The organism is Pseudomonas sp. H9 (assembly GCF_004353925.1).
Lineage (GTDB): Bacteria > Pseudomonadota > Gammaproteobacteria > Pseudomonadales > Pseudomonadaceae > Aquipseudomonas.
This window is the reverse complement of sequence record NZ_SMOK01000017.1, coordinates 53,873-75,370: the sequence shown is the minus strand read 5'-3', so window position 1 is coordinate 75,370 and position 21,498 is coordinate 53,873. Positions and strand designations below refer to the sequence as shown.

The following is a 21,498-nucleotide window of genomic DNA, read 5'->3' as shown; positions in this document are numbered from 1 at the left end:
GTTATGTCTGCTACCGTTTTGCAAGCGGCGCCTGTCGCCGTCGTTCGCCCGCCAATCAGTGCCCGCGCGATTGCCGCGATCACCGTCGGCTCGGCGCTGGAGTTTTTCGAGTTCTCGGTGTTCAGCTTTTTCGCCACGCTGATCGGCCGTCAGTATTTCCCGGCACAGAGCTCATTCAGTCAGTTGTTGCTGGCGTTGGCGACGTTTGGGTTGGGCTTTGTGATGCGCCCCCTGGGTGGGGTGATCATTGGCGCTTATGCCGACCGTGTCGGGCGGCGCCCGGCGATGCTGTTGACCTTGAGCCTGATGGCCCTCGGTTCGACGCTGCTGGCATGCACACCCACCTATGCGCAAATCGGCCTGGCGGCGCCGCTGCTGATTGTGGCCGCACGTTTGGTGCAGGGCTTTGCCATTGGCGGTGAAGTCGGGGCCTCGACGGCGATGCTGATGGAGTACGCCGGCGACCACAACCGCGGTTTTTATGGCAGTTGGCAGTTCTTCAGCCAGGGTCTGAGCTTTTTGTTGGGCGCGTTGGTGAGCCTGGCGTTGTCGCTGAGTTTGAGCGCCGAGGCACTGGAAAGCTGGGGCTGGCGCATGCCTTTTCTGCTTGGCTTGATGATTCTGCCGTTGGGTGTGTACATCCGCCGTCACCTGCAGGAAACCGCTGAGCAGACCGTGCCGGGCGAGGTGCGCACGCCTGCGCTGCAGCTGATCTTCACCCGCCACCGTCGCGTGTTGTTGGCGGGTGTGTTGATGGCCATTGGCGGTACGGCGAGCAGCTACATCGTGCTTGATTACATGACCAACTACACCGTCGCCGTGCTCAAGTTGCCGTTGTCGATGGGCATCGGTGCGTCCTGCCTGGGTGCCTTTGTGCAGATCGTGTTGTCGCTGTGGGCCGGAAAGCTCAGTGACCGTATCGGTCGGCGCCGTACCGTTGTGCTGGGCAGTGTGCCGATGCTGCTGTTGATCTATCCCGCGTTCGTGCTGATGACCCAGTTCCCGAGCTTGCCGACGTTGTTGGCGGTGTCGATGGTTTGCACCTTCTTTCTGGTGCTGATTACCGGGCCATCGGTGGTGATGATCACTGAGCTGTTTCCACGGGTGATTCGCGCCTCTGGGTTGTCGATTGTGTACTGCCTGGGCGTGTCGGTTTTCGGCGGTTTTGCGCAGTTCTTTGCCACCGGGCTGATCAGCCTCACTGGCAACAGCCATGCTCCGGCGTTCTACGTGATGGTGTGCGTAGCCGCCACCCTGGTCGGCGTGTCACTTGTCAAGGAGACCGCCGGCAAACCGCTGCACTAAGCCGCCCGCAAAGGGCGGATTAACAATAACAACAAGCGCTGAAAGCGCCTCTTCTGATGGATATCTGCATGACCTTTCTCTCGACTTCGCGGCCGTTGGCTATTGCGTGCGTGACTGTTTTTCCGTTGCTGGCAACGGCGGCGGAACACGGCTTTATCGAAGACAGTGAGCTGATTCTGAGCACGCGCTCGGTGATTCTCAACAACCAGATCAAAGGCGATGGCCATGACCGCCGCCCCAACAACCGGCGCGACCCGCGCGATGCGTCGCTGGGTTTGAAGGCTAACTTCGCGTCCGGGTTTACCCAAGGCACGGTGGGCCTTGGGATCGATGCCTTCGCCTACAGTGGTTTCAAGCTCGATGGCGGTGACGGCCATGCCGGTTACGGCACGGTGCAGATGAACAAACACGGCGAAGCGCAGCGCAGCTTCGGCAGGGCCGGTGCGCTGGTCAAGGCGCGCTATGCGCAAACGCAGTTGCGCTATGGCCAGATGCAAGTGACCAACCCGGTGTTTGCCACCTCCGACACCCGTGTGTTCCCCAGCACCGCCACCGGCTTTTTGTTGAGCAGTGAAGACATCGCCGGGCTGATGCTCGAAGGCGGACACTTCACTGCCGGCACCGAGCCGTCGTCCACCAGCAGTAAAGGCGGGCTGTGGGCCAACTACGCCAACGTCGAAACCCGTGCGGTCGACTTTGCGGGCGGGCGCTATGTGTTGAATGATCATTGGTCGATGAGCGCTTATGGCGCCGATTTCGAAGACCTGTGGCGCCAGTACTACCTGGGCAGTACCTACCGCTGGACCCTCGACCCGGCATCGCACATTGACCTTGATGTGAATGCCTACCGCACCAACGACAACGGCCAGGCCCTGGCCGGTGACATTGATACTACGGCGTATTCCGCTCAGGTTGCCTATGCGTGGCTCAACCATAAGGTCAGCCTCGGCTTTCAGCGGATCATCGGCGACACGCCGTTCGACTACATCGGTTTTGGTAACAACGGCTCCGGCGCGTTCGGTAACTCCATCTACCTGAGCAACCCAGTCATGGCTTCGGACTTCAACGGCCCGAATGAAAAGTCGTGGCAGCTGCGTTACGACCTGGACATGACGCCCTATGGCGTGCCGGGGTTGAGCTTTATGGGCCGCTATGTGTACGGCTACGACATCAGCAGTTCACCCAACCCCAACTATCAGGCCTGGTCGGCGGCGGACGATGCAGAGCATCAGGAGCTGGACCTGGAAGCCCGCTACGTCGTGCAGAGCGGCACCGCCAAAGGCTTGAAAGTGCGCCTGCGCGAGGGGCACCACAACGCCATGCGTGGGCAGCCGGATGGCGATATCAGCATGCACATGATCATCGTCGAATGGCCACTGCAAATTTTCTGAGTGCAACAGCGGTTACCACCCAACAAAAACAATACCTCAATGGAGTTTCAACCATGCGTAAGGCACCTGCCTGTTTATCCTTCAGCCTCTTGAGTTTGCTGGTCGCTTCGGCGAGCCATGCCGCAGACGTCGACTGGGTCGAGTCCGCCGTGACGGCGGTGAACCCACAGGTGATTGAATGGCGTCACGACATTCACCAGCACCCGGAGCTGGGCAACATGGAAGTGCGCACCTCGGCGCTGGTGGCCAAGCAGTTGCGTGCGGCGGGCATCGAGGTGCGCACCGGCGTGGGCAAAACCGGTGTGGTGGGGGTACTCAAAGGCGGCAAGCCTGGCCCGGTGATTGCCTTGCGTGCCGACATGGACGCCTTGCCGGTCGAAGAAAAGACCGGCCTGCCGTTCGCCAGCAAGGCACAAGGTGTGCGCTTGGGCAAAAGCGTGCCGGTGATGCATGCCTGTGGGCACGATACCCATACCGCGATGTTGCTGGGGGCTGCCAAGGTGCTGGCCGAGCACCGTGAGCAGATTGCCGGAACCGTGGTGTTTTTGTTCCAGCCGGCAGAAGAGGGCGCGGCAGACGCCGACGACTTCGACACCCACAGCGTGGCTGGCGCCCGCGCGATGATTCGCGACGGCGCACTGGATTCACCCAAGGTGGAAGCGGTGTTTGGTGTGCATGTGATGGCCGGTTACCCGACCGGGCACCTGTATTACAAAGACGGCCCGGTGCTCAACAGTGATGACGAGTTCCGCATCACCGTCAGCGGCAACCAGACCCACGGCTCGGCGCCGTGGACCGGCACTGACCCGATTGTGGCCAGTGCGCAGATCGTCAACGGTTTGCAAACGCTAGTGAGCCGGCGTACCGACCTGACCAAGGGCATGGGCGTAATCAGCGTGGGTTCGATCAATGGGGGGACGGCCAGCAACATCATTCCGCAGTCGGTGGTGATGACTGGGACCATTCGTTCGAACCACCCGGACATCCGTGCGGGGATTCTGGAGAAAATGCCGTCGATGGTGGAGAGCATCGCCAGCAGTTATGCGACCAAAGCAGAGCTGCAACTGGTGCCGTATGCGCCGGTGACGGTGAACAACCCAGCGCTGACCCAGGCTATGCTGCCGGCGCTGGAAAAGGCTGCGCCGGGTAAGGTGGAGCGTTTGCCGGCTTCGCTTTCGCCTAGCGAAGACTTCGCCTTTTATGCGCAGAAAGTGCCGGGGTTGTTTGTGTTCCTGGGGGCTACGCCTGAGGGTGAAGACATGAGCAAGGTGGCCAACAACCACAGCCCGTACTTCGTGGCCGATGATGCCACCTTGGCGACCGGCGTGAAGGCGCATGTGCAGTTTGTGCTCAACTACACAGGGCGTGGTGCCTGAGGCGGCGATTTCGCGGGGCAAGCCCGCTCCCACCGGAGTTTGTCAACTTCTGTGGGAGAAAGTGCTGGGGGTGTTCGTGCTCAACTACGCCGGGCGTGGTGCCTGAGTTGGCGATTTCGCGGGGCAAGCCCGCTCCCACCGGAGTTTGTCAACTTCTGTGGGAGAAAGTGCTGGGGGTGTTCGTGCTCAACTACGCCGGGCGTGGTGCCTGAGTTGGCGATTTCGCGGGGCAAGCCCGCTCCCACTGGAGTTTGTCAGCTTCTGTGGGAGCGGGCTTGCCCCGCGATTGTTTTACGTCGGTGGTTGCTCGGGCGCTGGGTGGGCGTCGCCCAGAGAAACCCTGGCCAGGTCAACGTTGAGCTTGTTCAGCAGGTGCAGCAGGCCGACGCTGTCGTCGAAGCTGAAGCCTTGCAGGGCCTGGCGGTAGAACTCGTAGATACGCACTTGCAGTGAATCCCAGAACACTTTGCCGGAGTCGGTCAGCAGCACCATGCGTGCGCGGCCGTCGTCGGGGTGCGGTACGCGCAGCACGTGGTTGTCGCGCTCCAGGCGCTTGAGCACGCCGTCGAGGTTCTGCCGGCTGACCACCAGGTATTCGGTGAGCTGGTTGAAGGAAACCCCTTGCTCGAAGCCTTCGCGGGACAGGGCACCGAGTACCGCCCATTGCACGGTACTGATGCCGAACTCGTTCTGCACCTGACGCTGCAGGGTGTTTCCGGTTTGGAAGAGCCGGAAGAACAACCGGTTGGGGATGCTCTTCGCCTCGTTGGTGGTCATTACTGCTCCTTGTCCGATCGGCTGTATGCGCGCGGCCGCTCGGGCGGCGCAGGGTTACTTGGGGGTGAGTTCGCGGGCGATGATGTTTTTCATGATCTGCGCGGTGCCGTCACCGATCTGCAGGCCGAGTACATCGCGCAAACGCTGGGCGAACGGCAGGTCTTCACCGTAGCCGGTATGGCCGTGGGCCAACAGGCATTGCTTGACTACATCGAACGCCAGCTTCGGGCCCCACCACTTGTTCATGGCGGCTTCGGCATTGTGCGACAGATTGTTGTCTTTGAGCCACAACGAGTAATAACACTGCAGTCGTGCAGCATGCACGTAGGTCTGCAACTCGGCCAGCGGATGGGTCAGGCCCTGAAAGGCATTGAGCGACTGGCCGAAGGCCTGGCGCTCGGTCAGCCACTGCCAGGTTTCGTCTAGCGACTGTTGGGCCAGCGCCAGGCACTGCAGGCCGATCAACGCGCGGCTGTAGTCAAAGCCCTGCATCACCTGCTTGAAGCCTTTGCCTTCGTCACCCATGCGGTGGTTCAGCGGCACTTTGACGTTGTCGAAGAAGATCGAGCCGCGGCCGATGGCGCGCTCGCCGGCATCGTCAAAACGCGTGGTGCTGATGCCGGGCAGGTTCATCGGCACCAGAAAGGCGCTGATGCCGCTGGCGCGTTGCTCAACCGTGCCGGTTCGGGCAAACACCACGGCGACGTCGGCCTGGTCGGCCATGGAAATCGAAGTTTTCTCGCCGTTGAGCACATAGCTGTCGCCGTGGCGGTCGGCTCTCAGGCGCAGGCTGGCAGCATCGGAGCCGCCGCTGGGTTCGGTCAGGGCGATGCACACCACCTTGCGCCCGGCGGTGATTTCACCCAGCCAGTAGCGGGCCAGTTCAGGTTCGCCATGCTGGGCGATGATCTGACCGTTGAGGGAGGCGAGCAGCGGCATGTAGGCGACGTTGAAATCGCCGCGAGCCAGCTCTTCGATGATGATCCCGGCGGTGACGCAGTCCAGGCCGCTGCCGCCATAGGCTTCCGGCAGCTCGCCGCCGAGCACGCCCATGGCCCCCAACTGCTCAATGGTGGAGCGTTCGATGCAGCCGTCGCGGTCGCGCTGTTGGTAACCGGGGGCGAGCACTTCGCTGCTGAAGCGGGCGACGCTTTCGCGGATGGCATTCTGTTGTTCGGTGAAGGCGAAGTTCATGATTCTCTCCTGGCCCGCTGACGATGAGGGGCCGCCCCGTGTGGGACGGCGCAGGGATTACTGGTAGAACTTGCGGAAATCCGGTTTGCGCTTTTCCTTGAAGGCGGCAACGCCCTCACGCGATTCCTCGGTTTCGTAGTACAGGCTCAGGGCCTGCATGCCGAGGCCGCCGATACCGGCGATGTTTTCGCTGTCGGCATTGAACGAGCGTTTGGCAATCGACAACGCAGTGGGGCTTTTTTCCAGAATTTCGTCACACCATTTCTGCACTTCGGCATCCAGTTGTTCGTGGGGCACCACAGCATTGACCAGGCCCCAGTCCAGCGCTTGTCGGGCGCTGTATTTGCGGCACAGGTACCAGATTTCGCGGGCGCGCTTTTCACCGATCAGGCGCGACAAGTAAGCGGTGCCAAAGCCAGGGTCGACCGAGCCGACTTTCGGTCCGACCTGGCCGAAGATGGCGTTTTCCGAAGCAATCGACAGGTCACACACCACGTGCAACACGTGGCCGCCGCCGATGGCGAAGCCGTTGACCCGGGCGATCACCGGCTTGGGCACTTCGCGGATCAGGCCTTGCAGTTCTTCAACCGGCAGGCCGATCAGGCCGCGGCCGTCGTACTGGCCTTCATGGGCGCCCTGGTCACCGCCGGTGCAGAAGGCTTTGTCGCCAGCACCGGTGAACACGATCACGCCAATGGCTTTGTTCCAGCCAGCGCGGTTGAAGGCATCGATCAGTTCCAGGCAGGTTTGGCCACGGAAGGCGTTGTAGCGCTCCGGGCGGTTGATGGTAATGGTGGCGACGCCGTCTTTTTCTTCGTAGAGGATGTCTTCGTAGTTCATGTCGGTGCTCTCGTCAGTGGGTTCGGTAGGCTTAGCCGGCCATGGTCAGGCCGCCAGACACGCTGATAACTTGTCCGGTGATGAAATTGGCGTCGTCGCTGGCCAGCAGGGCGATGATTCCCGGGTAGTCTTCGGGTTGGCCGAGGCGGCGCATGGGTACGGCGTTGCGGAAGGCTTCGAGGAGCTTTTCCGGATTGTTCGAGGTGGCGGCCACGCTTTTGAGCAGGGCGGTGTCGGTCGGGCCTGGGCAGACCACGTTGAAGTTGACGTTTTTGGTTGCCAGCTCCCGCGCCAGGGTTTTCGACAGGCCGATCAGGCCGGCTTTACAGGCCGCGTACACCGCTTCGCCGGAGGAGCCGACGCGGGCAGCGTCGGAGGCGACATTGATGACTTTGCCAGCACCGGCTTCAAGCATTTTCGGCAACACCACGTGGTGCATGTTCAGGGCGCCAGTGAGGTTGATCGCAATCAGTTGCTCCCACTGCTGTGGCTCGGTCTTGAGGAACGGCAGGAAGCGGTCGAAACCGGCGTTGTTGACCAGCACGGTCGGTACGCCCAAATCGTGCTCGATGGCCGCGACGGTGGCGACGATGGCTGCATAGTCGGTGATGTCGGCGGCATAGGCCTTGGCTTTGCCGCCGTGTTCAAGGATCAGATCGACGGTTGCCTGGGCGGCGGCTGCGTCGCGGTCAAGCACGGCGACCAGGCTGCCTTCGGCGGCGAAGCGCTGACACACGGCGCGGCCGATACCACCGCCGCCGCCAGTAATGATCACGGTTTTTCCATTCAGACCTTTCATGTCGATGTCTCTCTTATTAATGGCTAAGGGTCAGGCAGGTGTGGTTGGGTGCAGGCGAATTTCCCGGGCCCGCTCGCGGAGTTTGAATTTCTGGATTTTTCCCGAGGGCGTGCGCGGCAGTTCTGGCAGGACTTCCAGGTGCTCGGGCAGGTAGTTCTTGCTCAGTTGGTGTTGCTGCAGATACGTCACCAGCGCGGCCAGGGTCAGGGGCGCTTCGCCTTCATGCAGGGTCACGTAGGCGCACACCCGTTCGCCCAGACGCTCGTCGGGGAAGCCGACCAGGGCCACGGCGGTTACCGCCGGGTGGGTGTAGATCAGGTTCTCGACTTCGACCACCGGGATGTTCTCGCCGCCGCGAATCACTACATCCTTGGTGCGCCCGGTAATGCGGATGTAGCCCTGCGCGTCCATTTGCGCCAGATCGCCGGTTTCGAACCAGCCGTCTTCATCCACGGCATACCACTCGGGGCGTTTCAGGTAGCCGATGAACAGGCTCGCACCACGCACCAGCAGGTGGCCTTCAATACCGGGCAAGGTGGGTTGGCCGTGATCGTCGAGCACTTTCACTTCCATGTACGGCAAGGCGCAGCCATCGCTGTGAATCGCCCGTTCCACCGGGTCATCGAGGTGGGTCATGGTCACCGCGCCGGTTTCGCTCATGCCCCAGGCCGAGACAATGCGCGCGTCAATGGCGCTGCTGGCTTTCTCTACGAGGATGCTGGGGATCGGCGCGCCAGCGGCGGCGAAGACTCGTAGCGAAGACAGGGCGTCGTGATGCTGCGGGGCGATCTCGACCAGGTCGGCGAGGAACGGGGTGGAAGCCATGGTGAAGGTCGGGCGCTCGGCGGCGGCCACGCGGGCGGCAAAGCGTGGGTCCCAGACATCCTGCAACACCGCAGTGGCCTGCAGGTACACCGGCATCATCAAGCCGTAGAGAAAGCCGGTCTGGTGGGCCATCGGGGAGGCCATGAACAGCACATCGTTGTGGTTCAACTGCAAGCGTTCGGCATAGGGGCGCACGTTGGCGAACAAGGTATTGGAGCTGTGCAGCACACCCTTGGGCTCGCCGGTGGTGCCGGAGGTGTACAGCAATTGCACGACGTCATCGGCGTGGGGGCGGCGGCTGTTAAACAGGGCCCGAGCGTCGGTCTCCCGTTCCCAGGCGCGGTTCAGCAACTGCTGGGTGAAGCTGTCGTCGCCGCCGATGGTCAGCACGTGTTCGAGCCGGGGCAGGGTGTCGCGCAGGTTGTTAGCCATCTGGGCATAGTTGAAGCCACGAAAGCTGCTGGGCACTACCAGCACTCGGCTTTGCGCATGCTCAAGAATGAAGCGCAGTTCGCGCTCACGGAAGATCGGCATCAGCGGGTTGAGCACCGCGCCAATGCGCACGCAGGCCAAGTGCAAGGCAAACATCTGCCACCAGTTGGGCAACTGGCACGACACCACGTCGGCTTTTTCTACCCCCAGTGCCGCCAGGCCGACAGCAATGCGGGTGACGTGAATGTCGAGTTCGCGGCGGCTCATGGTGACACGTTGATCATCGCCTACCCGATAGGCCACCAGTGCGGTGTGCTCGGGTGCTTCCTGCAGGGCGACATCCCAATATTCTGTAATGATCTTGTCATTCCATGCGCCAGAGGCACGCATGGCTGAACGACGTTCCGAAAGCTGGCTTGTTGTTGTTTTCATTGTATGTACCAGTGATTAGTACGCGACTATAGCGCCAGCGATGACGGCGTTGGCGTTGAGCAAACAATACGCCTGCAAAAATTAATATGTCAACATGTTGTCTTTATGTTTTGTGGTGGATAGACTCGGTCCAAGGTCGATGCCTGGGTGTCAGGGGTGTCGGAGTCAACTGAAAGAGGAGTGCCGCCATGGCCTATAACAACATCCTCGTTGAGCAGCACGGTCCGGTCGGCTTGATCCGGCTGAACCGGCCGGCAGTACACAACGCGCTCAACAACGCCTTGATGAGCGAACTGGGCGAGGCACTGCGCGCCTATGAGCGCGACGGGCAGACACGCGCCATCGTTATCACCGGCAACAGCAAGGCGTTTGCCGCTGGTGCCGACCTTGCCGAGCTGCAGAGCAAGGGCTTTGCCGACGTCTATCTGGAAGAGTTCGTGACTGCCAACTGGGAGGAGGTGTGCCGCTGTCGCAAGCCGGTGATCGCCGCCGTGGCAGGGCTGGCACTGGGCGGCGGTTGCGAGCTGGCGATGATGTGCGACCTGATCATCGCCGCCGACACGGCGCGTTTCGGTCAGCCTGAAGTGCGGGTTGGCACATTGCCGGGGGCGGGTGGTACGCAACGTCTGGCCCGTGCGATCGGCAAGGCCAGGACGATGGACTTGTGCCTGACCGGGCGTTTCATCGACGCCGATGAAGCAGAGCGTAGTGGCTTGGTCAGCCGCGTGGTACCAGCCGAGCGCGTGCTCGATGAAGCTCTGCAGGTGGCTGAACAGATCGCCAGCTACTCGTCGATGGCGGTCAAGTTGAACAAAGAAGCGGTCAACCGCGCCTTCGAAACGACCCTGGCCGAAGGTGTGTTGTATGAACGGCGCCTGCTGCACGCCAGCTTCGCCAGCGCCGACCAGAAGGAAGGTATGCAAGCTTTTGTGCAAAAGCGTGAACCCGTCTGGACGCACCGCTGAGGCCTGTGGCCTCAACGTTACGGCCCCACCAGAACAACAGCAGGCATGCACTGCAGGAGCTGTTCGATGTCCGTCCCTGTACACCTGACGCGGGTTGATGACCTGGCGCTGATTTGTGTCGACAACCCACCGGTAAACGCCCTTGGCCACGAAGTGCGTGCGGGCCTGCTGGAGGCTGTGCACGCGGCCGAGGCTGATCCGCAGGTCGGCTTATTGATGCTGTATTGCGCCGGTCGCACTTTTATTGCGGGCGCCGATATCCGCGAGTTCGGCCAGCCGCCTCAGGCACCGTCGCTCGGACAGCTGATCCAGGTCATCGAAGCCTGTCAGAAACCGGTGCTGGCGGTGCTGCATGGCTCGGTGCTGGGCGGCGGTCTGGAAGTTGCGCTGGCCTGTCATTACCGCATCGCCCAGCGCTCGACGCGCTTGGGCATGCCGGAGGTCAAGCTCGGGTTGCTGCCCGGTGCCGGTGGCACCCAACGCTTGCCGCGCCTGGTAGGTGTGGCGCGGGCGCTGGAGATGATTGTCAGCGGTGAGCCTATCGAAGCCGCGCAAGCCGAAGGCTGTGGCCTGGTGGATCAGCTGTTTGACGCTGAACCGTTGGCCGCAGGCCTGGCCCATGCCCGTCAGTTGCTCAACGCCAGGGCGATGCCAAGGCGCACTGGCGAGCGCACCTTGCTCAGCGATGTGGCGGACTGCGCGCTGTTCGAGGCGCGGCGCCAGCGTGAGCGCAACGAGCGCCCCGAACTGTTTGCACCGCTGCGCTGCATCGCCGCCGTCGAAGCGGCGACCTGCCTGCCGCTGAGCGCCGGACTGCAACGGGAGCGGGCACTTTTTCAGGAGTGCATGCACTCACCGCAACGCGCGGCGCTGGTGCAGCAGTTCTTTGCCCAACGTCAGGCGGCCAAGGCCAAGCGCAGCGTCGGTTGACGCGCTGGCGATCCTTTTCAATCGAGGAGTGCTTCATGGACATCGACTACACCCCCGGCGAACTCGAATTTCGCGAACAGGTGCGTGACTTTCTGAGCAGCCACTTGCCACACGACATCGCCAGCAAGGTGCGTCTGGGTAAACACTTGAGCAAGGCCGACCACCAGCGTTGGCAACGCATTCTCGCCGCGCAGGGCTGGTACGCCGCCAACTGGCCGGTGGAATACGGCGGTACCGGCTGGAGCGTGGTGCAACGGCACATCTTCGATGAAGCGTGTGCGGCGGCGGGGGCACCACGGTTGATCGCCTTTGGGGTCAACATGGTTGCGCCAGTGATCATCAAGTTCGGTACGCCGGCACAGAAGGCCTATTACTTGCCGCGCATCCTCGACGGCCAGGACTGGTGGTGCCAGGGCTATTCCGAACCGGGCGCCGGCTCTGACCTGGCCAGCCTGAAAACCCGCGCCGTGCGCGAGGGCGACCACTACGTGGTCAACGGCCAGAAAACCTGGACGACCCTCGGTCAGCATGCCGACATGATTTTCTGCCTGGTGCGCACCGACCCCGAGGCACAGGCGCAACGTGGCATCAGCTTTCTGCTGATCGATATGAACACGCCGGGCATCACCGTGCGCCCGATCATCACGCTGGAAGGTGAGCACGAAGTCAACGAGGTGTTCTTCGATGACGTGCGGGTGCCACTGGCCAATCTGGTCGGGCAGGAAAACCAAGGTTGGACCTGCGCCAAGTACCTGCTGACCCACGAGCGCACTGGGCAGGCCGGCATCGGCGGCTCCAAGGCGGCACTGGCGCACTTGAAACAGGTGGCGGCCAGTGAACGGCGGGGCGGGCGCGCACTGCTCGACGACCCGCTGTTCCGCGCGCAGATTGCCGAGCTGGAAATGCAATTGATGGCCATCGAAATGAGCACCTTGCGCATTCTCGCCACGGCCCAGGACGGCGGGGTGCCGGGTGCAGAGAGTTCGATCCTGAAGATCAAGGGCTCAGAGATCCGCCAGGCCATCAGCCACCTGCTGCGCAAGGCACTGGGGGTACACGCCTTACCCTTTGTCGACGCCGAACTTGAGCTGGACGAGGTGATCGAGCCGCGGCACACCGGCTACAGCGCGGCGCCCGCCAGTCAGTACTTCAACCTGCGCAAGCTGTCGATCTACGGCGGCTCCAATGAAATTCAAAAGAACATCATCAGCAAGATGATTCTCGCACTCTGAGGGAGGCACGCCATGGACTTCAAACTGACGCAAGAGCAGCAGATGCTGCAAGACACCCTGGCCCGCCTGGTGCGTGACACCTATGCCTTCGAGCAGCGCCAGCAGGTGGCGCAAAGCGCCCTGGGCCACAGTGCGCCGTTCTGGTCGCAGCTGTGTGCCCTGGGCCTGACCGCCGTGCCGTTCAGCGAAGCGGCGGGCGGCCTGGGCGGCAACGGTGTGGACAATGGGCTGGTCATGACCGAGCTGGGCCGAGGCTTGTGCCTGGAGCCGTATCTGTACTCGCAGATCTACGCCGGTGGCCTGCTGCAACAGCTGGCCAGCAATGCAGAGCAGACGGCGCTGCTGGACGCGGTCATTACGGGTGACCAACAGCTGGCCGTGGCCTTTGAAGAGCCCCAGAGCCATTACTGCCTGGAAGACGTGCAAGCCCGCGCCGAGGCGGTCAACGGTGGCTGGTGCCTGAACGGGCACAAGGTGGTGGTGATGGGCGGCGGCAGTGCCGGACAGATTCTGGTCAGCGCCCGCACCAGCGGAGCTGAACGCGACGAGCAGGGCATCAGCTTGTTTTTGATTGATCCGCAGGCGCCCGGTGTGCGTCGTCGTGATTACGCCACCATTGATGGTCCACGGGCCTGCGACCTGATCCTGGAGGACGTACAGGTGACGGCTGAACAGTTGCTCGGCAGCCTCGGGGATGCGTTGCCCGCCATGCGTTACCAGCAGGGCCGGGCAATTGCCGGGCAATGCGCCGAAGCGGTGGGCAGTATGCAGGTGGCCTGTGAACTGACCCTTGAGTACCTGAAAACCCGTCAGCAGTTCGGTGCGCCCATCGGCAAGCTCCAGGTGTTGCAGCACCGTATGGCCGACCTGCGTGCCGAACTGGAAATGGCCGCTTCGATGGCGATCCTCGCCGCCTGTGTTGCCGACCAGCCCGACAGCGACACACGCAGCCAACGGCTGAGCGCGGCCAAGTTCATCGTCACCCGTGCGGCGCGGTTTATCGCCGAACAATCGATCCAGCTGCATGGCGGCATTGGCATGACCTGGGAGTACGCGTTGGCGCACCACGCCAAGCGTCTGGTCATGCTCAGCCATCAATTGGGTGACGACGATCACCATCTGCAGGCCTACGCCGCGCGCTTGCACGTGGCGTGAGCGCCCCGACGTCAGCAGAGGACAAGTGCATGCAAGCACGGGTAGCGGTAAAGCGTGCGGTGGACTTCAACGTCAATTGGGCACGGCACAGTAAGGAGGCCTCATGGGTACTTTCAAACAGATCGGCGTGATCGGCAGCGGCGCGATGGGCCGTGGAATCGCGCAGCTGTTCGCCACGGCAGGTGTTGAGGTGTTGCTGTTTGACAGCCGCACTGAAGCCATCGATCAGGCGCTGGCCGACAATCGCCAGCAGCTTGAGCGTTTGGTAAAGCGGGGCAAACTTGGCGCCGATGCGCTGAACGCGACCGTGGCGCGCATGCGCCCGGCGCGAAGCCTGGCCGAGCTGGCCGGTTGCGACTTGCTGATCGAGGCGATTGTTGAACAGCTGGAGGCCAAGCAGGCATTGTTTCGCGACCTTGAAGCGCTGGTTGCGCCTGACGCGGTGCTGGCCAGCAACACTTCATCGTTGTCCATCGGGGCAATCGCCAGTGTTTGCCAACATCCGCAGCGGGTCGCGGGGTTTCACTTCTTCAACCCGGTGCCATTGATGAAAATCGTCGAAGTGGTGCGCGGCGAACGTACTGACCCGCAGGTCATCCAGCGCTTGTGCGCTGTAGCGACGCAAGCCGGCCACTTTGCTGCGGTGACGCCGGATTCACCGGGCTTTCTGGTTAACCATGCTGGCCGCGCCTATGGCCCGGAAGCGTTGCGCATACTCGCCGAAGGCATTGCCACGCCCGAGCAGATCGACCGCATTCTCAAGGATTGCCTGGGTTTTCGCATGGGGCCGTTCGAGCTGCTCGACCTGGTGGGGCTGGATGTCGCTCATGCCGTCATGGCCTCGGTGCATCAGCAGTTCTATCAAGACCCACGCTACGCTCCCAGCGCCTTGGTGCCTGCGCGTCTGGCGGCAGGGTTGTTGGGACGCAAGTGTGGGCAGGGATTCTATCGCTATGCGGATGGCGTGGCGCAGTTACCGGCGCTGGAGCCCGCTGAACCGGTGGCCATGATTCGCCCGTTCTGGCTCGACAGCGCTGATGCCGAGGTGCGCGAGCAAGTCGCCGCCGTGTTGGCGCAGGCAGGTGCGCGGCTGGAAACCGGCCCGCAGCCCAGCGCCGAGGCAATCTGCCTGCTAACACCGCTGGGCGAAGATGCCAGCAGCGTCATCGCCCGTCTGGAGTTGCCGCCCGCGCGCAGCCTGGCCGTGGATACCTTCGCTGGGTTCGACAAGCGTCGGGTGCTGATGCGTCAACCGGCACTTGATCCCGCCGTTCAGGCGCAAGCGCGGTATGCCTTGGGTGCTGATGGTGTACCGGTGGAAGTCATCAACGACTCACCCGGCTTCATCGCCCAGCGGGTATTGGCCACGCTAGTCAATCTGGGTTGCGACATTGCGCAGCAGCGTATTGCCGACCCGCAGACACTGGACCGTGCCGTGCAGTTGGCGTTGGGTTACCCCTACGGCCCACTGGCATTCGGCGACCACTACGGTGCCTCGCGGATCATGCAGATCCTTCAGGCGATACACGGCCAGTACCAAGACCCGCGTTATCGACTCAGCCCTTGGCTGCGCCGTCGTGTGCAACTGGGCTTACCCCTGACCACTGCGGAGTGATGAGCATGAGTGCCTACCTCTACGACGGCTTACGCACCCCCTTCGGCCGCCATGCCGGAGCGCTTGCCAGCGTTCGCCCGGACGACCTGTTGGCGGGTGTGGTGCGTGCCTTGGTGGCGCGCAATCCATTTGCCGCCGACGACTATGAAGACTTGATTGTCGGTTGTGCCAGCCAGGCCGGTGAAGATGGCCGCAACCTGGGGCGGCACGTGGCTTTGCTGTCCGGGTTGCCGGTGACGCTGGGCGGGCTTACCGTCAACCGCCTGTGCGGTTCCGGCCTGGCGGCGGTGCTTGATGCCGCGCGGGCCGTGCGCTGTGGCGAAGGTGAGCTGTTCATTGCCGGCGGCGCCGAGAGCATGAGTCGTGCACCGTTTGTCATGGCCAAGGCGCAGAGCGCGTATGCCCGTGACATTCAGGTGTACGACAGCACCCTGGGCGCGCGCTTCCCTAATCCGCGAATCGAGCAGATGTTTGGTGCCGATACCATGGCCGAAACGGCTGATAACGTCGCCCGCGAACTGGACATCAGCCGTGAGCAGGCCGACCATTACGCCGCACGCAGTCAGGCGCGTTACGCCGCAGCGGCGCGTGAAGGTTTCTTTACCGGTGAGATTCACCCGGTTGAAGTGCCGCAAGGTCGCAAGCAATCCCCCAAGGTGATCGACCGCGATGAGCATCCGCGCCCGGACAGCACCTATCAAGTATTGGCAGCGCTGCGGCCATTGGCCGAAGGGGGTGTGGTCACTGCCGGTAATGCCTCGGGCATCAATGATGGTGCTGCGGCGTTGCTGGTGGGTTCGCTGGCGGTGGGGCAGCGGGTCGGGTTGGCACCTCGGGCGCGTATCCTCGCTGGCGCGGTGGCGGGGGTCGAGCCACGGCTGATGGGCTTGGGGCCGGTGCCGGCCTGCGCCAAGGCCCTGCAACGGGCAGGCTTGAGCCTTGCGGACATGGACGTCATCGAAATCAATGAAGCCTTTGCCAGTCAGGTGCTGGGTTGTGCGCGGCAGATGGGCGTGGCATTCGACGATTCACGGCTCAACGCCAATGGTGGCGCGATTGCCATCGGCCACCCATTGGGCGCTTCCGGGGCGCGTCTGGTGTACAGCGCGGTGCGTCAGCTGGAGCGTTGTGGTGGGCGTTATGCTTTGGTCAGTTTGTGTGTCGGCTTGGGGCAGGGGATCGCGTGCGTGGTTGAGCGGCTGTAGGAGTGGTGGTGCGATGTGACTGATATATCGCTATCGCGGGGCAAGCCCGCTCCTACCGGAATAGGCTGACCACCTGTGCTTTGAGTTGTTGGAGGGTAGGATCGCGCTGGCTTTCGAGGCGCCAGCCCAGTTCTATTGAATATTGCGGCATCGGCACTGGGCACTCCATGCAGCGCAGTCGGGTCACTCGGGCCAAGGCTTGCGCGGCATGGCGGGGGAGTGTGGCCACTGCATCGCTGCCTAATAGCAGATGAGGCAGTGCAGCGAAGTGGGTGGTGGAGACGCGCACATGACGGCTGCGCTGCAAGGTGCTCAGCGCTTCATCCACCACGCCGATAAACCCGCCAGATGAAACCAGGACGTGATCGCGCCGTAGGTACTCATCCAGCGTCAGAGCATCAGCTGGGGCATGGTCAGGATCAACGACGCAGGCGTAATTTCCCGTACCCAGCACCTGGCGGCCCAGGGTGCGTGACACGATCCCACCGGCGCTGAGGGACAAGTCGATTTCTCGGGCCATCAACATGTCATTGGCCAGCAAACTGTGGGTTTGGCGCAGGATCAGGCGCAGGCCGGGCAATTGCGCCTGCACGCGGGACGCCAGTGTAAAACCGTAAGCAATTTCATAATCGTCCGACAGCCCGAGGGTCAAGGTGCGGCCGCCGAGGTTTGCCTGCTGTGTGGCCAGTGCCAGGCTGTGCCGGCAACGATCAAGGGCTTCGGCAATCACCGGCCGCAGTTCCAGGGCTTTGGCCGTGGGGCGCAGGCCGCGACCGGTGCGGGCAAACAAGGGGTCGGCGTACAGGGTACGCAGCCGTCCGAGTGCGGCGCTGACCGCCGATTGGGTCAAGCCCAGGCGAATCGCTGCGCGGCCTGCACCGCCTTCCTCATGGAGGGCTTCGAAGACCTTGAGCAGGTTGAGGTCCATGGTTCTGAAATCAATTTCATTCATATCAGATTCTCGCCGTGCGCGATTGATGAATGATTCCAGCGCCAGCACCATCAGGCAACTACTCATTCACGGAGCTTTGAGATGTCTCGATCAATCGTTGCTGCGCTGCAGATCGGTGCGTCCCCACTGGGTAAGGCGGCCACGCTGGAGCAGATTCTTGGCTTTGAAGAAGAGATCAAGGCGGCAGGGGCTCGCCTGGTGGTCATGCCAGAAGCCTTGCTCGGCGGTTATCCGAAAGGCGAGGGGTTTGGCACCTATCTGGGGTATCGCTTGCCGCAAGGCCGTGAGGCCTATGCGCAGTACTACGCCAACGCGATCGATGTGCCAGGCGCGGAAACCGACGAACTCGCGGGTCTGGCAGCGCGTACCGGAGCCGAGCTTGTGATTGGCGTCATCGAGCGTTCAGGCAACACGCTGTACTGCACCGCGCTGTTCTTCTCACCCACGCAGGGGCTGGTGACCAAGCACCGCAAGTTGATGCCCACCGGCACAGAGCGGCTGATCTGGGGGCAGGGTGATGGTTCGACACTGCCTGTAGTCGACACGCCGGTCGGGCGTATCGGTGCTGCAATTTGCTGGGAGAACCATATGCCCCTGTTACGCACGGCCATGTATGCCAAGGGCGTGCAGGTGTGGTGCGCGCCGACCGTGGACGAGCGGGATGTGTGGCAGGCGTCGATGCGGCACATCGCGCATGAAGGGCGGGTGTTTCTCATCAGTGCGTGTCAGGTGCAACCGTCACCCAACGCGCTGGGGATTGAGGTGCCTCATTGGGAGCCAGATCGCCCGCTGATTCAAGGTAACAGCGTAATCGTCGGGCCATTGGGTGAGGTGCTGGCCGGGCCGTTGAAGCATGAGACGGGGTTGCTGACGGCCGAGATTGATCTGGATGAGTTGGTGCGTGCCCGCTACGACTTCGATGTGGTTGGCCACTATGCGCGCCCTGACGTGTTTTCACTGACGGTGGATGAGCGCCCCAAGCACACGGTCAGGTTTGAGCAATGATCAAAAACGGCGCCTGAGGCGCCGTTTTTACAGGGGGCTTGAGCACTTTTGGCTAACGCAGGGCGTAGACGTAAGCCTCAATCACCGCGCCGCTGGCCAGCGTCACGTTGGTCAGGACACGCTGGTACTCGGCGCCTTCAAACTCATCAAGTGCCGGCCAATGGGCGGGAAAGTTCTCTGAAGAGAAAACGTGGCCGTGAATCTCATCACCATCGTCCGCGATGACCAAACCCGGGAAGCCCATTTCGGCGCCCCAACCGGCTTGCTCCAAACGGCCCTTTAGCATGGCAGGCTGCCAGTCGCCGCCGATGTTCAGCATCACATGTTCATTTGGCCGCCCTGGCCCTAAGGTTCCATAAACGAAGAGACGTTGCATAGGTGTTCCTACTGTTCCAAGGGGCGTAATCCTGACGTAGGACCGGGGGCAAGGCAATTGTCGCTGCCCGTCATTATCAGGGATTCGGTGACATGATCAGCCAGTACGGCCAAGGGGCGTCAGAGACTGTCAGGGTCGCCGAAGAACATCTGAATGCGCGAACGCAACCAACGCTCGCCTGGGTCATTATCCTGCGAGCCGCGCCAGGCCATGTGCAGTTCGAAGCTCTGCACTTCCAGCGGCGGATCTTCAGCCCGCAGGCCGCCCGCTGCAGTCAGTACCTCAGCGGTGTAGTCGGGCACGGTAGCGAGGATGTCGGTGCCGGTCAGCAGGCTGCCCAAGCCATTGAACTGCGGAACGGCCAGAACCACGTGACGTTTGCGCCCCAGCTTTTCGAGGTTTTCATCCATAAAACCGCTCAGATCGCCGGCAAACGATACCAGCGCGTGGGGGCGGGCGCAGAAGTCGTCGAGGCTCAGGCTGCCAGGCATGCTGTCGGCACGTAGCACTTTCGGCATGCTGCGACGCAATACTTTGCGTTTGGCGTTGGCGGGCAAGTCGTTGGTCCAGCTGACGCCCACCGAGATTTCACCGCTGGCCAGCAGTGCTGGCATCAACAAGTAGTTGACCCGGCGCACTACCAACACAATACCGGGGGCCTCGGCCCGAATGCGCTTGAGCAACTGTGGCAGCAGGGCGAACTCAGCATCGTCGGACAGGCCAATGCGAAACACCGTGGTGCTGGTGGCCGGGTCGAAGTCGGCGGCGCGGCTTACGGCGGTGGAGATCGAGTCGAGCGCGGGGGACAGCAAGGCGAAGATTTCCACCGCGCGCGCCGAGGGCTCCATGCTGCGGCCCGTGCGTACGAACAGCGGGTCGTCAAACAGGTTGCGCAGGCGTGACAGCGCAGCACTGATCGCCGGTTGGCCGAGGAACAGCTTTTCCGCTGCGCGGGTTACGCTACGTTCGTGCATCAACGTCTCGAAGACGATCAGCAGGTTCAGGTCGACGCGGCGCAAGTCGTTACGGTTCATCGGCTCAACTTCACTGGACGTTTGGGGCAGGGGTGAATCTTACGGGTAAAGGCTGTTACCCTGCACCGCATAATTTGCTGCCTGCGGCATTACCTTCAATCAATGACAGGCATGTTGACTATTAATGGCCACGGATGGTCTAACCGCAAAAGCCCGGATAGAGTTCAGGGTATTAGAGGTTCACTAGGCGAGGTTTGCGATGTCCCGCATGATCCGTTTCCATAAATTCGGCCCGGCCGAGGTGCTCAAGATCGAAGAGCAGGCCGTGCCGCAGCCGGCTGCCGGCGAGGTGCAGATTCGCGTTCAGGCGATTGGCATCAGCTGGTACGACGTGCTCTGGCGCCAGAACCTGGCGCCGTCACAGGCACGCTTGCCTGCAGGTATGGGTCATGAAATGGCGGGTGTGGTCATCGCCGTGGGCGACGGCGTCGATGATTTGGCTGTGGGTGACGCGGTGGCCAGTTTTCCTGCGGCCAGTGCCAACGACTATCCGGTGTATGGTGAGATCATCGTTTTGCCGCGCAATGCCGTGACCCGCTACCCGCAAAACCTCACACCGATTGAAGCCAGCGTGCATTACACGCCAATGCTGATTGCCTATTTCGCCTATGTTGACCTGGCGCGGGCCAAAGCCGGGCAAACGGCGCTGGTTACCGATGCCAGCCATTGTGCCGGGCCGGCCTTTGTGCAGATGGGCAAGGCGCTGGGCCTGAAAGTGTTTGCCGCCACCAAAGAGGCGGAGGATCGCGAATACCTGCTCTCGCTGGGCGCCGACAAGGTTATTGTCACCGAAGAGCAAGACCTGCTTATGCAGATCAACAAGTACACCGAAAACCGTGGGGTCGACATGGTCCTCGACGGTCTCGGTGGCCCGCAGATGTCGCTGCTCGGCGATGTTCTGGCACCACGCGGCAGCCTGGTGTTGTACGGCCTGCAGGGCGGCAATCAAACACCGTTTCCGGCCTGCGCGGCGTTTCAGAAGAACATTCAGTTCTTTGTACATTGCATCGGCAACTTCACTGGCAAGCCCGAGCTGGGTATCAGTCAGGACCAGGTGGCCCTGCAACGAGCGCTGCGTGATATCAACCAGTTCACCACCGACAAGCTGCTCACGCCGCAGATCATCAAGGTTTATCCGCTTGAGCGTGTGGTTGAAGCGCATCGCTACATGGACGAATGCCCCTGTGGGGGGCGCTTGGTGCTGGAAGTCGCCGACGCCTGATCATTGGATCAACAATCAGCATTTGATCCAAGCCTTGGTGGGAGCTAGCCCGCTTGTGTCTTGAGGAAGGAATAGAATCTGGAGTGAGAGCGGCGAATGGCAAGTTGATGGCCCGAGGTGCGGGTAAACCCGGTGGGAGCGGGCCTTGCCCCGCGATCGGCTGCGCAGCGGCCGTAAAAACAGCTGCTTACAAGACAGCTGACATACCGAGGCGACTGAATTGCTGCCGCTTCGCGCCAGATCGCAGGGCAAGCCAGCTCCCACCGGGGGCTGGCTTCATGGTCAATGGTCATTTCGGGTAAAGCCCTGCAAGGCAGTTGCTCCCACTGAGTTATCGAAAGATAGCCCGTAACAGCCTGCCAGATCGAAATCTTCCTCAATGGATTTCGAACAATTCAACTATTTGTTTGGCCCGCGCAAGGTGGGAGTCAGGCTG

At 62.0% G+C, this 21,498-nt stretch carries 18 protein-coding genes and 1 pseudogene; 11 read left to right on the top strand and 8 right to left on the bottom strand.

Going from position 1 to position 21,498, the window contains the following annotated elements; genetic code table 11:
- Nucleotides 1-3 precede the first annotated feature (3 nt).
- The 3 genes from E1573_RS14245 to E1573_RS14235 all read left to right on the top strand — a co-directional run bounded on the left by E1573_RS14245 (nt 4) and on the right by E1573_RS14235 (nt 4,072).
- Nucleotides 4-1,305, top strand: coding sequence for an MFS transporter (locus tag E1573_RS14245; RefSeq protein WP_133214718.1), 1,302 nt, complete (start codon nt 4-6; stop codon nt 1,303-1,305).
- Between the two features lie 68 nt (nt 1,306-1,373).
- Nucleotides 1,374-2,696 carry an OprD family outer membrane porin gene (locus E1573_RS14240; RefSeq protein ID WP_165957328.1) on the top strand — a complete coding sequence of 441 codons (1,323 nt, stop codon included), beginning with the start codon at nt 1,374-1,376 and terminating at the stop codon, nt 2,694-2,696.
- A 53-nt stretch (nt 2,697-2,749) separates the two neighbouring features.
- Nucleotides 2,750-4,072, top strand: coding sequence for an amidohydrolase (locus E1573_RS14235; RefSeq protein ID WP_133214714.1), 1,323 nt, complete (start codon nt 2,750-2,752; stop codon nt 4,070-4,072).
- Nucleotides 4,073-4,363: 291 nt separating this feature from the next.
- On the opposite strand, the gene E1573_RS14230 is transcribed toward E1573_RS14235, so the two are convergent.
- From E1573_RS14230 to E1573_RS14210, 5 genes are read right to left on the bottom strand one after another with little or no spacing between them, the layout of a single operon-like run.
- On the bottom strand, nt 4,364-4,849 hold the full coding sequence (locus E1573_RS14230; protein WP_133214712.1) for a MarR family winged helix-turn-helix transcriptional regulator: 486 nt from the start codon (nt 4,847-4,849) through the stop codon (nt 4,364-4,366).
- A 54-nt stretch (nt 4,850-4,903) separates the two neighbouring features.
- Nucleotides 4,904-6,043, bottom strand: coding sequence for a cyclohexanecarboxyl-CoA dehydrogenase (gene aliB, locus E1573_RS14225; protein ID WP_133214710.1), 1,140 nt, complete (start codon nt 6,041-6,043; stop codon nt 4,904-4,906).
- A 57-nt stretch (nt 6,044-6,100) separates the two neighbouring features.
- Nucleotides 6,101-6,883, bottom strand: coding sequence for a 2-ketocyclohexanecarboxyl-CoA hydrolase (gene badI / locus E1573_RS14220; RefSeq protein ID WP_133214708.1), 783 nt, complete (start codon nt 6,881-6,883; stop codon nt 6,101-6,103).
- Between the two features lie 31 nt (nt 6,884-6,914).
- Nucleotides 6,915-7,682, bottom strand: a complete 768-nt coding sequence (locus E1573_RS14215; protein WP_133214706.1) for an SDR family NAD(P)-dependent oxidoreductase — start codon at nt 7,680-7,682, stop codon at nt 6,915-6,917.
- A gap of 30 nt (nt 7,683-7,712) precedes the next feature.
- Complete coding sequence (locus E1573_RS14210) at nt 7,713-9,371, bottom strand: AMP-binding protein (protein WP_133214704.1); 1,659 nt, start codon at nt 9,369-9,371, stop codon at nt 7,713-7,715.
- A gap of 188 nt (nt 9,372-9,559) precedes the next feature.
- Between E1573_RS14210 and E1573_RS14205 the strand changes: the two genes are divergently transcribed.
- The 6 genes and pseudogenes from E1573_RS14205 (at nt 9,560) to E1573_RS14180 (ending at nt 16,473) form a co-directional block, all read left to right on the top strand.
- Nucleotides 9,560-10,336, top strand: a complete 777-nt coding sequence (locus tag E1573_RS14205) for an enoyl-CoA hydratase (protein WP_133214702.1) — start codon at nt 9,560-9,562, stop codon at nt 10,334-10,336.
- A 66-nt stretch (nt 10,337-10,402) separates the two neighbouring features.
- Nucleotides 10,403-11,245: pseudogene (locus tag E1573_RS14200) on the top strand (enoyl-CoA hydratase/isomerase family protein); the annotation flags it as partial.
- Nucleotides 11,246-11,301: 56 nt separating this feature from the next.
- A complete protein-coding gene (locus E1573_RS14195) occupies nt 11,302-12,498 on the top strand; it encodes an acyl-CoA dehydrogenase family protein (RefSeq protein ID WP_133214698.1) in 1,197 nt (398 codons plus the stop codon).
- Nucleotides 12,499-12,510: 12 nt separating this feature from the next.
- Nucleotides 12,511-13,653, top strand: coding sequence for an acyl-CoA dehydrogenase family protein (locus E1573_RS14190; protein WP_133214696.1), 1,143 nt, complete (start codon nt 12,511-12,513; stop codon nt 13,651-13,653).
- A 103-nt stretch (nt 13,654-13,756) separates the two neighbouring features.
- A complete protein-coding gene (locus E1573_RS14185; protein ID WP_133214694.1) occupies nt 13,757-15,268 on the top strand; it encodes a 3-hydroxyacyl-CoA dehydrogenase in 1,512 nt (503 codons plus the stop codon).
- 5 nt (nt 15,269-15,273) lie between these two features.
- On the top strand, nt 15,274-16,473 hold the full coding sequence (locus E1573_RS14180; RefSeq protein WP_133214692.1) for a 3-oxoadipyl-CoA thiolase: 1,200 nt from the start codon (nt 15,274-15,276) through the stop codon (nt 16,471-16,473).
- A 52-nt stretch (nt 16,474-16,525) separates the two neighbouring features.
- Here the strand turns inward: E1573_RS14180 and E1573_RS14175 are convergent, their stop codons facing one another.
- Nucleotides 16,526-17,425, bottom strand: a complete 900-nt coding sequence (locus tag E1573_RS14175; RefSeq protein WP_133214690.1) for a LysR family transcriptional regulator — start codon at nt 17,423-17,425, stop codon at nt 16,526-16,528.
- A gap of 81 nt (nt 17,426-17,506) precedes the next feature.
- Here E1573_RS14175 and E1573_RS14170 point away from each other — a divergent pair, with 81 nt between their 5' ends.
- Nucleotides 17,507-18,430: a carbon-nitrogen hydrolase family protein gene (locus tag E1573_RS14170; protein ID WP_133214688.1), complete on the top strand. Its 924-nt coding sequence runs from the start codon at nt 17,507-17,509 to the stop codon at nt 18,428-18,430.
- A 52-nt stretch (nt 18,431-18,482) separates the two neighbouring features.
- Here E1573_RS14170 and E1573_RS14165 read toward each other — a convergent pair whose 3' ends face one another.
- Nucleotides 18,483-18,806: a gamma-glutamylcyclotransferase family protein gene (locus tag E1573_RS14165; protein WP_133214686.1), complete on the bottom strand. Its 324-nt coding sequence runs from the start codon at nt 18,804-18,806 to the stop codon at nt 18,483-18,485.
- Nucleotides 18,807-18,925: 119 nt separating this feature from the next.
- Nucleotides 18,926-19,840: a LysR family transcriptional regulator gene (locus tag E1573_RS14160; protein WP_133214684.1), complete on the bottom strand. Its 915-nt coding sequence runs from the start codon at nt 19,838-19,840 to the stop codon at nt 18,926-18,928.
- A gap of 199 nt (nt 19,841-20,039) precedes the next feature.
- On the opposite strand from E1573_RS14160, the gene E1573_RS14155 reads away from it, so the two are divergent.
- On the top strand, nt 20,040-21,062 hold the full coding sequence (locus E1573_RS14155) for a zinc-dependent alcohol dehydrogenase family protein (protein WP_133214682.1): 1,023 nt from the start codon (nt 20,040-20,042) through the stop codon (nt 21,060-21,062).
- Nucleotides 21,063-21,498 lie beyond the last annotated feature (436 nt).

Excerpts from the sequence above, each read along its gene's own strand:
- E1573_RS14240 (WP_165957328.1), top strand. The coding sequence starts at position 1,374 with ATGACCTTTCTCTCGACTTCGCGGCCGTTGGCTATTGCGTGCGTGACT.
- E1573_RS14210 (WP_133214704.1), bottom strand. The coding sequence starts at position 9,371 with ATGAAAACAACAACAAGCCAGCTTTCGGAACGTCGTTCAGCCATGCGT.
- E1573_RS14215 (WP_133214706.1), bottom strand. The coding sequence starts at position 7,682 with ATGAAAGGTCTGAATGGAAAAACCGTGATCATTACTGGCGGCGGCGGT.
- E1573_RS14175 (WP_133214690.1), bottom strand. The coding sequence starts at position 17,425 with ATGAATGAAATTGATTTCAGAACCATGGACCTCAACCTGCTCAAGGTC.
- badI (WP_133214708.1), bottom strand. The coding sequence starts at position 6,883 with ATGAACTACGAAGACATCCTCTACGAAGAAAAAGACGGCGTCGCCACC.
- E1573_RS14155 (WP_133214682.1), top strand. The coding sequence starts at position 20,040 with ATGTCCCGCATGATCCGTTTCCATAAATTCGGCCCGGCCGAGGTGCTC.
- E1573_RS14245 (WP_133214718.1), top strand. The coding sequence starts at position 4 with ATGTCTGCTACCGTTTTGCAAGCGGCGCCTGTCGCCGTCGTTCGCCCG.
- E1573_RS14170 (WP_133214688.1), top strand. The coding sequence starts at position 17,507 with ATGTCTCGATCAATCGTTGCTGCGCTGCAGATCGGTGCGTCCCCACTG.
- E1573_RS14235 (WP_133214714.1), top strand. The coding sequence starts at position 2,750 with ATGCGTAAGGCACCTGCCTGTTTATCCTTCAGCCTCTTGAGTTTGCTG.
- E1573_RS14205 (WP_133214702.1), top strand. The coding sequence starts at position 9,560 with ATGGCCTATAACAACATCCTCGTTGAGCAGCACGGTCCGGTCGGCTTG.
- E1573_RS14165 (WP_133214686.1), bottom strand. The coding sequence starts at position 18,806 with ATGCAACGTCTCTTCGTTTATGGAACCTTAGGGCCAGGGCGGCCAAAT.
- E1573_RS14180 (WP_133214692.1), top strand. The coding sequence starts at position 15,274 with ATGAGTGCCTACCTCTACGACGGCTTACGCACCCCCTTCGGCCGCCAT.
- E1573_RS14160 (WP_133214684.1), bottom strand. The coding sequence starts at position 19,840 with ATGAACCGTAACGACTTGCGCCGCGTCGACCTGAACCTGCTGATCGTC.
- E1573_RS14195 (WP_133214698.1), top strand. The coding sequence starts at position 11,302 with ATGGACATCGACTACACCCCCGGCGAACTCGAATTTCGCGAACAGGTG.
- E1573_RS14190 (WP_133214696.1), top strand. The coding sequence starts at position 12,511 with ATGGACTTCAAACTGACGCAAGAGCAGCAGATGCTGCAAGACACCCTG.
- E1573_RS14185 (WP_133214694.1), top strand. The coding sequence starts at position 13,757 with ATGGGTACTTTCAAACAGATCGGCGTGATCGGCAGCGGCGCGATGGGC.
- E1573_RS14230 (WP_133214712.1), bottom strand. The coding sequence starts at position 4,849 with ATGACCACCAACGAGGCGAAGAGCATCCCCAACCGGTTGTTCTTCCGG.
- aliB (WP_133214710.1), bottom strand. The coding sequence starts at position 6,043 with ATGAACTTCGCCTTCACCGAACAACAGAATGCCATCCGCGAAAGCGTC.